Annotated in this window: 7 protein-coding genes; all 7 read left to right on the forward strand. The window is 41.2% G+C overall.

All coding sequences use genetic code 11. The features are described from left to right. Positions 1 to 47: 47 nt before the first annotated feature. The gene (locus H8796_RS14600) at positions 48 to 2,825 is read left to right on the forward strand and encodes a two-component regulator propeller domain-containing protein (protein WP_117935103.1); all 2,778 of its coding nucleotides are present in this window, start codon (positions 48 to 50) and stop codon (positions 2,823 to 2,825) included. Positions 2,826 to 3,056: 231 nt separating this feature from the next. Continuing rightward, positions 3,057 to 3,572 carry a sigma-70 family RNA polymerase sigma factor gene (locus tag H8796_RS14605; protein WP_117935101.1) on the forward strand — a complete coding sequence of 172 codons (516 nt, stop codon included), beginning with the start codon at positions 3,057 to 3,059 and terminating at the stop codon, positions 3,570 to 3,572. Positions 3,573 to 3,616: 44 nt separating this feature from the next. Then, complete coding sequence (locus H8796_RS14610) at positions 3,617 to 6,826, forward strand: TonB-dependent receptor (protein WP_187343818.1); 3,210 nt, start codon at positions 3,617 to 3,619, stop codon at positions 6,824 to 6,826. A 27-nt stretch (positions 6,827 to 6,853) separates the two neighbouring features. Continuing rightward, a complete protein-coding gene (locus H8796_RS14615) occupies positions 6,854 to 8,575 on the forward strand; it encodes a RagB/SusD family nutrient uptake outer membrane protein (RefSeq protein WP_074637718.1) in 1,722 nt (573 codons plus the stop codon). Positions 8,576 to 8,609: 34 nt separating this feature from the next. After that, positions 8,610 to 10,073, forward strand: a complete 1,464-nt coding sequence (locus H8796_RS14620) for an Ig-like domain-containing protein (RefSeq protein WP_117935097.1) — start codon at positions 8,610 to 8,612, stop codon at positions 10,071 to 10,073. A gap of 97 nt (positions 10,074 to 10,170) precedes the next feature. Next, entirely contained in the window at positions 10,171 to 11,436 is a 1,266-nt protein-coding gene (locus H8796_RS14625) for an alginate lyase family protein (RefSeq protein WP_233530389.1), read from the forward strand. A gap of 95 nt (positions 11,437 to 11,531) precedes the next feature. Then, a complete protein-coding gene (locus tag H8796_RS14630; protein WP_117935093.1) occupies positions 11,532 to 14,675 on the forward strand; it encodes a glycoside hydrolase family 2 TIM barrel-domain containing protein in 3,144 nt (1,047 codons plus the stop codon). The last annotated feature ends 93 nt before the right edge of the window (positions 14,676 to 14,768 follow it).

The raw sequence follows: 14,768 nt of genomic DNA on the forward strand, positions 1-14,768 counted from the left end.
AGATATTTTATGTAGGTTTGCATTGTTTCGTTAAATATGAATCCTCTATGCATAATCTAATACGACATATAGTAAAAGCTTTAGTTACTCTTTGTCTGCTACTCATAAGTATGCCTATTTATCCAATTTCTTACTCTTTTCGCAGCATTTCCGAAACAGACGGACTTTCCGACTTGACGGTCAGCTCTTTTTATAAAGATTCATTAGGCTATATCTGGATTGGCACGGCAAGTTCTGTTGAACGTTTTGACGGAGTCCATTTGAAACATTATCCTATATTAGGGAATAATGAAAAACAAAAATGGGTGAATGTAATAACAGAGACGTCTGGTAATAGGATATGGATAGGAAATGATATGGGATTGTGGACGGTTCATAAGGAAACAGAAAAACTGGAACCCTTTAGTCCGGAGACTATTAATTGTGGTGTTCGTGCCCTTTTACCAACTCGGGATGGAGGATTGTATATAGGTAGTGAAAAAGGATTATTTATCTATCGAAATAATCAATTGGAGCGACTGGCAGTAAGTTCCGACATCTTATCGGCAGAAAATTTTATCGTTGCATTGAATTTGGATGAAAATGGAGCTTTATGGATTCTTACCAAAGGTGGATTACATTCCATGAATATTTCAAACCGGAAAATAACCTCTTATCCATACAAGCAGGGATTCTCCTATAGAAATATGACACGTATCGGCCAAAAGCTCTATTTAGGAACAATGGATCATGGGTTGCTATGTTTTGATAGCTCGACGGGTGAGTTTAAAGAAAATATTATTGACTTGGGTTGTAATGTTATCATGTCTCTCTCCAGTGATGAAAAGAATTTGTTGTATATAGGCACTGATGGAAACGGGGTACATTTTGTTTCTGCGAATAACATGAAGATTGTTCGTACCTTTTGTTACGAATCGGGAAATAAACAGGCGATCCGTTCCAATTCTGTCTATGCATTATTGGTTGATAGGGAAGGAGTGATTTGGATTGGTTTTTATCAGCTAGGCTTGGATTATACACTATATCAGAGCGGATTATTTTCTACCTATGCCTATCTTCCTTATTTCGACTCCAAAGAGATGCCTGTTCGTGCAATAGCTGTTTCGAAAGACGAGAAACTGATAGGTTCGCGCAATGGACTTTTCTATATAGACGAAAAGAAACAGCGGTTTAAAAGTTTTAAGGTTCCCGAATTACGTTCCAATATGATCTTGTGTATTTATGCTTTTGAAGGAAAGTATTACATAGGTACTTATGGTGGCGGTATATATATACTCAATCCTTCCACGTTGACTTTATCCGATTTTGAAACAGCAGACTTAAAATCAACTCCATTCCTGAAAGGACATGTGTTTTGCATAAAATCGGATGATGAAGGAAGTTTGTGGATGGCGACGTCTATGGGACTTTACTGTTATAGAGATGGAAAGCAAATCCGGCATTATACTACCGAAAATTCGAAATTACCGGGAGAAAATGTATATGATATATGTTTTGATTCCACTCGTAAAGGATGGATTTGTACAGAGAACGGTTTATGCATTTGGGATCCGTCAACCAATAGTCTGAAGTCGGATGTGTTTCCTGAAGGGTTTATTCATAAAGATAAAATCCGGACAGTATACGAAGATTCTAATCATGAGCTTTATTTCCTTCCGGATAAAGGTGCAATTTTTATATCTGATTTGTCGATGAATCATTTTCGGAGAATGCAGTCGGGCACTCCTTTGGATGGAAAGGATGCAATGTTTATTATAGAAGATCATGAAGGTTGGTTGTGGGTTGGTACTAATTTGGGCTTATATCGTTATGATAAGAAAGATAATTTTATTCCCTATAATTTCGTAGATGGCTTGCCCAGTTCTATATTTATTACTTGTTTCCCTGTGATAGATGAAGAGGGTACGATGTGGTTCGGCAATTCGAAAGGTATGATTTATCTGACCTCGGAACAAAACGGCAGAAAAGCAAAATGGCATTATCCGGTTGCTATTACCGATGTATTAGTGAATGGAAAGCAATCGGTTTATGCTAAGATGAGTAGAGAAAATAACGTGTATAAAATAAAATTGGAAGCAGAACAGCGTAATCTGACAATCCGTTTCTCTGGGTTCACTTATTCGGAGCCTGCATATATGTCTTATAAATGTAAGATGGAAGGGATAGATAGCGACTGGCAATTATTGAGTGGACAATCTGAAATAACGTATTATGACTTATCATCCGGCAATTATCAGTTTAGAATTCATCGGGTGGATGATTCGGAGTCAGAAATTTGCCTGATGGTGACTATTGCTCCTCGTTTCAATGCTGTTATGTGGAGTGTGACTATTTTAGTGATATTGATAATAACCTTGGCTTATATATATTATCGCCGGAGAATGAAACGAAACAACCTTATTGAACCGAAGGAAAAGCAACAACCGATAATTGAAGAAAAATATAGAAAGAGTAATGTGACTGAAGAAGAATGTAGACGCCTGGCTGGCGAACTGGAACTTCTGATGCAAAGGGATCGACTATATGTTAATCCAAATCTGAAAATAGCAGATTTGGCTGCAATATTGAATGTTTCCACTTATACATTATCCTATTTATTCAATCAATATTTGGATAAAAACTATTATGACTATTTGAATGACTATCGCATAGAGGAGTTTAAGCGTTTGGTTGATAAAGATGAATATTCTAAATATACGTTGACAGCTTTGGCCGAATTATGTGGTTTTAGTTCGCGCACCTCCTTCTTTCGCTATTTTAAAAAGGTTATTGGAATTACTCCGAATGAATATATTCGAAGTATCGGAAAGACCAATGAAGAATAATATACCTATGTACCTTTTATTTTAAACTTTAGATTGATAAATATCTCTTTAGAGTCTCAAATAATAAATTGAGACTCTATGAAATTAAGAGGTAACTTCTTGATAATTAGAGTATGTGTTGATCGCTTGCTCTCCGCCAATAGGACGGAATTTATCTCTTCCTTTTTGAATATCCGTTTTCATATTTACCTTCTATATTTGCCAACGTAATGATAAACAAAAATCTAAGCAATGGAAAATATAGATATGTCATCCGTACAGTTGATTAGTGATTCTTATAAGAATTATCATCGTTCTGTTTACTTGTATATATTATATAAAATAAGAAAAGATGAAGACGCGAAAGATCTGTCTCAAGATGTATTTTTACGTTTGATGGATTATAAGCAAATGTTGCGACCGGAAACAATAAAGCATTTTATTTTCTCTATTTGCCGGAATTTGGTTATTGATTATTTGCGTCGTCATTATAAAATGCAGGAAATCACGTCCTATTTTTTAGATCAGATTCCTACCTCTATCAATGATGTAGAGAGCCAGATAATAGCCAATGATATATCTACATGTGAGCAGGAGAGAGTTCTCCGGCTTCCTATGCAACGAAGGAAAATTTATGTAATGAGTCGCTTTAGACATAAATCATCAGCATATATTTCCGCTTGTCTCGGGTTATCTGTCCGTACAGTAGAAAACCATTTGTTTGTCAGCCGGAAAGAAATCCGCGAATATATCCAACAGTGTATCTAATATTAGAATAAATAGTATAAATGTTAGTTTTAAATTTTATGTATATGAAAAAAAATCTCTTCAGATTTTCATCGAGAAGGATTCTATTCTCCACGGTGATAGCCTCTGCTCTTCTAGCAGGTGGTTCACAGACTGTCTTTGCAGATGCTGGGGAAGTACAAGCCGTATTACAGACCGGTACAATTAAAGGAAAAATTGTGGATTCCAATGGCGATCCTGTCATTGGTGCCAATGTTATGGTTAAAGGTACCACCAATGGCTGTATAACCGACATTGACGGAAACTTCTCATTGAAAGACGCCAAAGGAACTTTGGTTATCTCTTATATCGGTTACAAAACGGAAGAGGTACAGGTGAAAGGCCATGAAACCAATTTAAAGATTGTATTGAAAGAGGACTCTGAACTACTGCAAGAAGTTGTAGTGGTGGGATACGGTAGTATGAAGAAAGAGTCGTTGACAGGTTCGGTGACAGTAGTTGACCAAAAACTTTTTAAAGACAAAGGTACGGTAGCCAATCCGCTATCAGCCATGCAAGGTCAGGTACCGGGCTTACGCATCACTCGTTCGTCGGCTGCTCCGGGCGAAGAGGGATGGGGCATCTCTATTCGTGGTTCGGTTTCGAAGAATAACGTAGAGCCTCTGCTGATTATTGACGGTGTGCCTGCCAGCGGTGTCAGTGAGATGGCCCAACTCAATGCAGACGATATCGAAACCATTAACTTTCTGAAAGATGCTTCGGCTGCTATTTATGGTGCAAAAGCGGCAGGTGGTGTAATTTTGGTGACTACAAAACGTCCCAATGTCGGCAGAACCAAAGTAGAATATAGCGGCTCGGTTACGCGCAAAATTGTGGGGTTGCAGCCTCGTATGATGAGTATGGACGAGTGGACGGACGGTGTGCTCCAAGCTCGCTTGAATGATGGTTATGGTGAAGATGATAACTGGGTGCGCTATGCCCGTTTGGCTAAGGCGATGAAAGGCAGTTGGATTAACCTGCACGGTGGCAACAACCCCGATGAAGATCCCATTCCGGGGGGATTCCGTGGTGTGGCCGACTTTGTGTTTCACGACATGAACTGGACAGATGTGTTGTGGGGAAATGCCACTTCTACCCAGCATAATCTTAGTGTAAGCGGAGGTACGGAAAAATCGAGCTACCGACTTTCACTGGGTTATTTGAACGATCAAGGTACGTTGAAATGGGGGAACAACTCGAATGAACGTTATAACGCACGTTTGTTTAGTAGCGTCAAGATAAACGACCGTATCAGTTTGGAAACAAACATGTCAGCCAGTCGTCAGCATCAAGTAGCTCCTACACAGATTGGCAGTATATTAGGCAGCAGCATACCGCAACCGGGGCTTCCGGTTTCGACCATTGATGGTAAACCTTATGCGTGGGGAGGTATTCATACTCCCAATTGGTCAGCCGAATTGGGCGGTGACAACAAACTTGTGGTGACCGCTATGAGTGTGAATGAGATTCTAAAAGTAAACATTCTGGATGGACTTGATTTTCAAGGCACTTTGGGATACTCGACGAACAACGCAACCCGTGACGAACAATATCTTTCGATTGATTGGTATCAATATGACGGTACACCGATTCTGAACGAGAACTCTCCTTATCCCGCTAAAGAAAAATCGTCATATACAAAAAGTTCTGCACGTACTGACAATTACACGGCATCAGCCTTCCTCACTTATAAGAAACTATTTGATGAAGTTCACGACGTATCACTTATGGGAGGTGTTCAGTACGATTATGCTGCTTACGATTACAGTGGTACTAAAGCCATGGATGTGGAAGCGGCTATCGAATCGCTCAACGGTAAGGGACAGGTTTACATTGATAAAGTAGACCGTTGGGAGGAAGCTATTCTTTCTTATTTCGGTCGTTTGAATTATAACTACAAATCGAGATATATGGTAGAAGTGAATGCTCGCTACGACGGCTCTTCGAAGTTCTTGCCCGAAAACCGCTGGAATTTCTTTTGGGGTGCATCAGCCGGATGGCGTATCACTGAAGAGAAATTCATGGAGAACTTGCGCGATTATGTGAGTGAACTGAAATTGCGTGCCTCATATGGTGAGGTAGGTAACCAAAATGGCATCGGACGCTACGACGGCATCCAACTTTACAACTACAAATCGGGCAGCGGTGCCTTGTTAGGTAATTCGAAAGGAACATATGTAGAATCTGCCGGACTGGTGAGTACCGTGCGTACTTGGGAACGCATCTACAACTATAACTTAGGTATCGATTTCGGTTTCCTCAGCAATCGTCTGACAGGTACGTTCGAGGTATTTAAAAAGAAAAACAACAATATGTTGGTTTCTCGTCTGCATCCCGGTGTTTTGGGGGGAACGGCTCCCAGTACCAATAGCGGTAAGTTCGAAGCCAATGGTTATGATGCCAGTTTGACTTGGCGTGACAAGATAGGCAGTTTCAACTACCATGTTGGCGGTACGTTGACCTATATGAATAATGAACTGATTGACGGAGGCAATATTGTAGTGAATGCAGGCTATAATGAAGCAGTGAATGGATACCCGCTCAACTCTGTGTTTGGTTATCGCTATGTGGGCAAGGTACAAAACCAAGACCAACTGGACTATTATGTGGACAAATATGTGGGTAGTAACTCTATCGCTCTGCCTGCCAACTTGCGTTTAGGCGACCACATGTATGAGGATGTGAACAAAGATGGCAAATTGACACAGGATGACCTTGTATTTCTCGGTTCCGACGATCCCAAATATTCGTTCTCGTTTAATTTCGGATGTGAGTGGAAGGGATTCGATTTCAATACCGTGTTCCAAGGTGTGGGCAAACGTACCATCTATCGTGAGATTGACTCTTGGAAAGTGCCTTTCAAAGCCATTTGGCTGAACACTACTAATCAGTCAGTGGGTAATGTATGGAGCCCTGAAACCCCTAACAATCATTTTCCTACCTATTCAAACAGCAATGACATCAATAACTACAACTACATTCCTTCTACCTGGTCGGCCGACAATGGTGCCTACCTGCGTCTCAAAGAGATTGTACTTGGATACACATTGCCAAAGGCATGGATGAACAAGAGCGGTTTTATCAGCAACCTACGTGTCTATGTCTCGGGTGCTGACTTGTGGGAGAAATCGTATATCAGCGATGGTTGGGATCCCGAAGCTACTCGCAAGGTGGAAAACAAACAACGCTATCCGTTTAATCGCACTATAACTTTCGGTGTGAATGCCACGTTCTAATTTTTATTCTTAATATTGAAGATAACAATGAAAAAAATAGCATATATTCTAAGTATCATTTGCGCCATGACCATGCAGTCGTGCTTAGATCTTGAGCCCAAGACGCAATTGGCTGACACCAACTACTGGAAGTCGCCCGAACACTTCAAACTCTTTGCCACGCAGTTCTACGGCTGGTCTGCCGACTTCCGATGGCTTGATGACAGTCAGCATGCCGATATTCGCTCGGACTTGTTTGCCTATAGCACGGTGAATGTCTATAGTAATGGAACGAATAGTATTCCGTCGTCCGATAAGCATTATACCGACAATTATAACCGTATTCGTCAAACCAACACTTTGTTACAGCAAGCCGATGAGTATGACCGGCAAGCCGATATCGCCACTTCGGTGGGTGAAGCTCATTTCTTTCGTGCTTATTGCTATTTCGAATTGTTGCAGGCTTACGGTGACCTCATTATTACCCGTACACCGCTTGATGTCGACTCACCCGAGATGCAGAAAGCACGTAATCCACGTACCGAGGTAGCCGATTTCATCATTGACGATTTAAAAGAGGCCGCCAAACTGTTGCCTGCCAATAAAGCCATTAGTAGCAGTGACGAAGGTCGTCTCTCCAGTGAAGCTGCTTTAGCGTTTCTTTCACGTGTGGCTCTTTACGAAGGCACATGGGAGAAATTCCATAATGGCAGTCAAAATACCGAACGTACGAAATCTTTGCTCAATATTGCAGCGCAGGCAGCCTATGACGTGATGGAAGGTGGAACATTTGAGCTTTTCGCTCCTCAAGAATTGGGTACGGAAGCCTATAAGTATCTTTTCATCCTAGAGAATGAAAAGTCGAACCCTGCCAGTATCAATAAAACAGGCAATAAAGAGTATATCTTTACCCGGCGTCATGACCCCGTACTTAACTCTATTGGCTTCAATATCACACAGGGCCGTTTAGGTAATGCTCTGTACGTTACTCGCAAAATGGCTAATATGTATCTACAAAGTAATGGGTTGCCTATCAACCCCCAAACGTGGAATTATACGAAGATAGATGATGAATATAAAAATCGCGATAACCGTATGAACAATCAGCTTATGGTGCCCGGACAAACCTACTGGGGTACAAACGGCGGACGTATCAACTGGACCGGTGATGCTGCCGAAATAGCCAATGCCTCGCATCGAAATTTCATACCTCAAACAGGAACGGGCTACTTCCCTCATAAGTGGTGTAGCGAGCGCGACGGAGTACCCACCGGTATGGAAGCCTATGACTTCCCCATCATTCGCTATGCCGAGGTGTTGTTGAACTATGCCGAAGCCGTGTTTGAACGTGATGAGCAGATATCAGATGAAGACTTAGCTATCAGCCTGAACCTGACACGCAAACGCATCAATCCCGAAATGCCCGATCTGACCAACGACTTTGTTACGACGAACAATTTGGATATGCGCACCGAAATTCGCCGTGAACGCACCATTGAATTTTTCGATGAGAATTTCCGCATTGATGACCTGAAACGTTGGAAAACTGCTGAAGACGAAATGCCGATGAATCTCACCGGTGTGAAGTGGGAAGGTACCGATTTTGAAAGCAGATGGCCCGATGCTTCTTTTAAAGACAAAGATGGTGAAGGTTGCATTATTCACGAAAAAGGACGCAACTGGCACGAAAAGCATTACTTGTTGCCACTGCCCACTGACCAACTTAAGCTGAATCCCAACTTGAAACAAAATCCGGGTTGGAATCAATAATCTATTCATCATTCATTAATAAAGTAATCGAATTATGACATACAAAAACATACTTCAAAAGGGTGCATTTGTTGCACTAATGACGGGTACCTTGGTAATGACCGTTTCGTGTAATGATGACGATGTATCCCCCGTTTTAGAAGAGAGAGTGCTTGTCAAGGAGATCAACCTTGAAGTGACTCCCGAACTGCCTCTGCTGATAGGCACTGATACTTTGATAAAATATACTGTGGGGCCCGATGAGGCTTTTAACAAAGAATTGGTATGGAAATCAACAGTGCCCGATGTAGCTACAGTAGATGCCGAAGGACGCATCACGGCAATAAGTGCAGGTAGCACAGTCATTTCAGCCAGACCGGCTGTTGGTTATTCTACCACTTCGACCATCAATGTGAAGGTGGTAAACGAAGTCATTCACATCGCTGATATCAATCTCACTAACGAAGAGCTCGAAGTGTTTGTTACCTCGACTTTGCCACTCACTTGGCAAACTACTCCGGCCGACCCCACTTATCCCGGGTTGATTTGGAAAAGTCTCACTCCTGATAAGGCTACCATCAATGAAAAAGGTGAAGTGAAGGGCGTGGCTGAAGGAACGGCACGTATCCAAGTTACCGCTACTGATGACAAGCATTTTACAAAAGTGTTTGAAATTAAGGTGAAACCTATTATCTATATTGAAAGTATGGAATTCGTGAAGGAAGCCGATAAGCTGGCTTTAGGTGAAACCTATACTCCGCAGATGAATGTAACACCTGCAGACGCCACATTGTCATATATCGCATGGGAAAGCAGTAAGCCCGATGTTGTGGAAGTTGACGAAAAAGGCCGGTTCGTGGTGAAAGCTTATGGCAATGCTGTGATTACTGCTTTGGCTGATTATGGTGACGGTAAACCTATCAAAGCTACGATGAGTATTAACGTGAGTGAAGGTTTAATGAACGACCAATTTACTATTGAGAATATGTGGCAGCCATTCGGTAATTTTAACCACCGGGAATTTGAATGGATGAAGAATGACGGAATACTTCGCATCTTCCCCGGTGATGATAAGACTTACAAGGCTGTGCGAATTTGTCGTATCGGTGGATTTGGATTCAACGTAACTAATTATCCTATCCTGGCCTTTAAAGTGAAATTCCCTGAAAATGTATTCGAAACATCAACAAGTATGGAATGGTATCTCGACATTTGGGGTGGAAGTGGCATTACAGTAGCCGGTAAATATGGTGAAGATGCCGATAAAGGTAAAAATGCCATGACTGTGGTAGATTGTGGCGAATACAAAGTATTCTATGCCGACTTCACAAAGAAATTTTTAGGTAAAAACCAACAGTATATGCCTACTGCATTGACGAAGTATGACACGGTCGAACTTCAATTCTGGAAAATTTGGTATGAAGCCAATGAAACTGGCAGTATCTATGTGGATTGGGTGAAGACTTTCGAATCGGAACAAGAACTAAAAAATCTGATTAAGGTCGAAAGTACCGAATAATTGTGGAACAGTAACCGGAGGAAGGCAGGTTTGTTTTCCTCCGTCATTAACCGACTTCTCTGAAAACTGATTGAATAATAAAATGAAATTTGAATGTATGAAAAATCTGATTTATACCTTCGTGGGCAACATAGCGCTTGTGTTGTTGACCAGCTGCAGTGCCGAGTTCGAGAATGGAACTCCCGAACCGTGGCAACGCGAAATCAATCCTAATGAAAATTATGAGTATACCATCAAGCACCCTTGTTTGGTGAATACCGAAGCCGACTTTGAGCGCGCACGCCGTAAAGTGAATGAACGTGCTGAACCTTGGATTAGCGGTTGGCAAAGATTATGTGACAGCCGATTTGCCCAATTAAGTTACAACCCAAATCCACAAGAGGAAATTGTGCGTCACTCAAAAGGTGGAAACTTCAATACGGCTGCTTTTGACGCTGGTGCTGCTTATCAGTTGGCTTTACGCTGGAAAATTTCGGGAGATGAAGATTATGCCAAAGCGGCTATTAAAATTCTGAACGGATGGGCTAAAACTTGTAAGGGGGTGAATTATAAAACATGGCCTGATGACAGCCATCGCCTGCTTGCTGCCGGATTTATCGGTTACCAGTTTGCTGCTCCTGCTGAACTGATGCGCGACTATGAAGGTTGGAAAACCGAAGATTTCGAAATCTTCAAGAAATGGATAGATAAAACTTTCTATCCTATCTGCGATGATTTCTTAGATAACCACTTTAATTCTTCAGCCATTGCAGGTTGGGTGAGTTGGGATCTGCCCGCCATGCTCACCATTCTTTCTATCGGCGTACTGAACGATGACGATGCCAAGATTAAACAAGCCTTGGAATTTTTCTACCACGGAAAAGGTATGGGGTGTATCGAGTGGTCGGTGAGAGGTATGCACGAAGACCCGGAGGGAAAAGTGAAAGGTAGACATTTGGCACAGAGCCAAGAGATGGGTCGCGACCAAGGGCACGCTACTCTCAATGTAGGCTTGCACGCTTACTTCTGCCGCACGGCCTATAACATGGGAATTGATCTCTTCGCCTACAATGACAATATCATTCTCGATCTCTGCGAATACACGGCCAAGTATAACCTGACTTCGACCGAAGATGTGGAGATGCCTTTCGAACCTTATTATCACCCTAAATATGGCTGGCACGAGAAGGTTTCAGCCGATGGTAAGGGGCGTGCCCGTCCGGGATGGGAACTCCTTTATAACCACTATGCCAAGGTGAAAGGTATGAATGCACCCTATTCGCAAGCCTTTGCCGAAAAAGAACGTCCTGAAGGATATGGTGAGCGTGGCACTGCTGAAGCCGGCGATTTGGGATTTGGAACATTATTGTATACAGAAGAATAATTTTTTGAGCTTTTCCAACTGATTGCAAGGAGTTAAGAGGTTCGACTTCTTAACTCCCTGATACTATTCAATGAAACCCTCACAACTTTTTCCTTATGATAAATAGATTATTTTCTACCTTATTATTGTTTTCCTGCCTATTTGGTGGTTTGCCTCAAACAACAAAAGCACAAAACAACGAGTGGGAAAATCCCACCAAATATGAGTGGAACAAAGAGAAGCCACACGCTGACTTTCACCTCTACGAACAGGTAGAGGATGCTGTGAATGATAATCCCCAAAAATCACCTTGGCAACACTCATTGAATGGTACGTGGAAATTTATTTACGCTCCTACTATAACAGAGAGCATAAAAGATTTTTATCGCACGGATTTGCCCGACAATAATTGGAATACAATTACCGTACCCTCCAACTGGGAAATCCAAGGATTTGGTGAACCGATTATCCGTAACATTCAGTATGTGTTTTCACCTAATCCACCTTTTATTGATGTAGACAATCCGGTAGGCACCTATCGGCGCACATTTACAATTCCTCAAAATTGGCATGGACGTGAAGTGTTGTTACACTTTGGTTCTATCAGCGGCTACGCCCGTATTTATGTGAACGGACAACAAGTCGGTATGACCAAAGCTTCCAAAACTCCGGCCGAATTTAATGTGACTAACTATCTTAAAAAAGGAGAGAACTTACTGGCAGTGCAAGTTTATCGCTGGCATGATGGTAGCTATATGGAAGACCAGGATTTTTGGCGACTGGCCGGGATTGAGCGTGATGTATTCTTGCACGCTTACCCTAAATTGACTATTTGGGATTTCTTCTTAAAATCAAGTCTGGATGGCGCATATAAAAATGGTATATTCAATGCCACCGTAGATTTGCGTGAATTTACAGGCAACTATATAAAAAGAGGAACACTCAAACTGGAATTATTGGATAAAACCGGCAAGACAGTTTTATCACAACAAAAGAAATTTAACGTAGAAGAAGAGTTTACCCGGTTAGCTTTTTCGGGCGTCATAAAGAATGTTTCTAAATGGAATGCCGAAAAACCATCTCTTTATGATTGTGTCATCACACTTTTGGATGATAAAAACAAGCAGCTTGCAGTTACTGCCTATAAGACAGGTTTCAGAAAGATAGAAATAAAGAATGCCCAACTATTAGTGAATGGCGTTCCGACTTATATAAAGGGTGTCAACCGACATGAACATAACGACAGTTTGGGGCATACTCAAACTCGCGAAATTATGATGAATGACCTGAAGCTGATAAAGCAACTGAATATGAACGCCGTTCGTACCAGTCATTATCCCAATCATCCGTTGTTTTATAAATTATGCGACCAATATGGCATTTACATTGTAGATGAAGCTAATATTGAAACCCACGGAATGGGATCAGTTCCTTATTTCAAAGATACCATTCCACATCCTGCTTATCGTCCCGAATGGTATGCAGCCCATGTAGACCGTATCACTCGAATGGTAGAAAGAGATAAAAACCATCCATGTATCATTGGCTGGTCATTAGGAAATGAATGTGGTAATGGACTCGTATTCCATGATGAATATAAACGTCTGAAAGAATACGATCCAAGCCGTTTTGTACAGTTCGAACAAGCTTGGGAAGATTGGAATACAGATATTGTTTGTCCGATGTATCCTAATATGTGGAAAATAACGGAATATGCCAAGTCCGGTAAACAGCGTCCGTTTATCATGTGTGAGTATGCTCATGCCCAGGGGAATAGCAATGGAAATTTTAAAGACCTTTGGGATATTATTTATGACAGTCCTAATTTACAAGGTGGCTTTATCTGGGATTTTATGGATCAAGGATTTAAAATGAAGACAGAACCGAGAGACGGACGTACCTACTGGATGTACAATGGCAAAATGGGAAGTTATAAATGGTTGGAAGATAAGAAAGGGGAACTGAATACAGGAACCGATGGCTTGATCTCCGCTAATGGTATTCCCAAGCCGCAAGCGTATGAAGTAAAGAAAGTCTATCAGTACATTCAGTTTAATGCGAAAGATTTGGATAAAGGAATTATTTCAATTAGAAACCGTTATGACTTTACCAATCTGAATGAATATGCTTTCACTTGGGAAGTATATAAAAACGGAGAGAAATTCTCTACAGGAAATTTCAATGTTGAATTAAAACCTCATGCGGAAAAAGAGGTGCGATTGAATCTTCCAGTCATTCCGGAAGATGGAAATGAATATTTTCTCAACCTCTATGCCTATACAAAGGTTGCTACCGATTTAGTTCCCGTACATCATGAAGTAGCTAAAGAGCAGATAAAATTGAATAAGAGCAGTTTCTTTACATCTCTTTCGGCTTGTTCGGGTAAGTTGTCTTATGAAACGAAAGACCATATTTTATCCTTTAAATCAGGTACTGTTTCCGGTAAGATTGATTTGAAAAAAGGAATTCTGTTTAATTATAATATAAATGGTGAGCAGCCCATTAAACAATATCCGGAACCGGCTTTTTGGCGTGCTCCGGTTGACAACGATTTTGGGAATAAAATGCCAAGCTTGGCAGGTGTCTGGCGGACAGCCCATATTAACCGTTATGTGAAGAACGTGGTCATAGATGAAAAGAATGAAAAGGGATTGTCCATAAAGATTGATTGGATATTAAGTGATATTCAGGTTCCTTATACAATGGAATATTTGATACGTGATAATGGATCTGTTATAGTGTCAGGAAGTATCGACCTGACTGGAACGAGACTTCCCGAACTTCCCCGTTTCGGTATGCGGATGGAATTACAACAACCTTATGAAAACCTGACTTATTATGGAAGAGGGCCTTTTGAAAACTACATCGACCGTTATTCAAGTTCATTCATCGGACGTTATAATGATAAAGTAGAAAATCAGTTTTACTGGTATATCCGTCCGCAGGAAACCGGCAATAAAACAGATGTCCGCTGGCTATCTCTATTGGACAATAAGGGGCAGGGGGTGAAGATTACAGGTTTGCAACCTATCGCATTCTCTGCTTTGCACTTTTCACCGGAAGACCTTGATCCGGGGTTGACACGAAAGATGCAGCATACTATTGATATTATTCCTCAAAAGAATATTTTTTTGCATATAGATCTGAAACAAAGAGGACTTGGAGGGGATAATAGCTGGGGGATGTATCCGCACAACGAATATCGTTTACTCGATAAGAAGTATAGTTATAGCTATATGATCGAGTTGATAGACCAATAAATAATTTAAATAGTATTGAGTAAATGCGATTGTCTCTTCGTATTTGTCTATAAAATATATAGCAAATATGGAAGAGACAATTTTTATTAGTTA

This window comes from Bacteroides sp. M10, from assembly GCF_014334015.1.
Taxonomy (GTDB): Bacteria; Bacteroidota; Bacteroidia; order Bacteroidales; family Bacteroidaceae; genus Bacteroides; species Bacteroides intestinigallinarum.

Coding starts and splice junctions, on each gene's coding strand:
- H8796_RS14600 (WP_117935103.1), top strand. CDS start 48: ATGCATAATCTAATACGACATATAGTAAAAGCTTTAGTTACTCTTTGT.
- H8796_RS14605 (WP_117935101.1), top strand. CDS start 3,057: ATGGAAAATATAGATATGTCATCCGTACAGTTGATTAGTGATTCTTAT.
- H8796_RS14610 (WP_187343818.1), top strand. CDS start 3,617: ATGAAAAAAAATCTCTTCAGATTTTCATCGAGAAGGATTCTATTCTCC.
- H8796_RS14615 (WP_074637718.1), top strand. CDS start 6,854: ATGAAAAAAATAGCATATATTCTAAGTATCATTTGCGCCATGACCATG.
- H8796_RS14620 (WP_117935097.1), top strand. CDS start 8,610: ATGACATACAAAAACATACTTCAAAAGGGTGCATTTGTTGCACTAATG.
- H8796_RS14625 (WP_233530389.1), top strand. CDS start 10,171: ATGAAAAATCTGATTTATACCTTCGTGGGCAACATAGCGCTTGTGTTG.
- H8796_RS14630 (WP_117935093.1), top strand. CDS start 11,532: ATGATAAATAGATTATTTTCTACCTTATTATTGTTTTCCTGCCTATTT.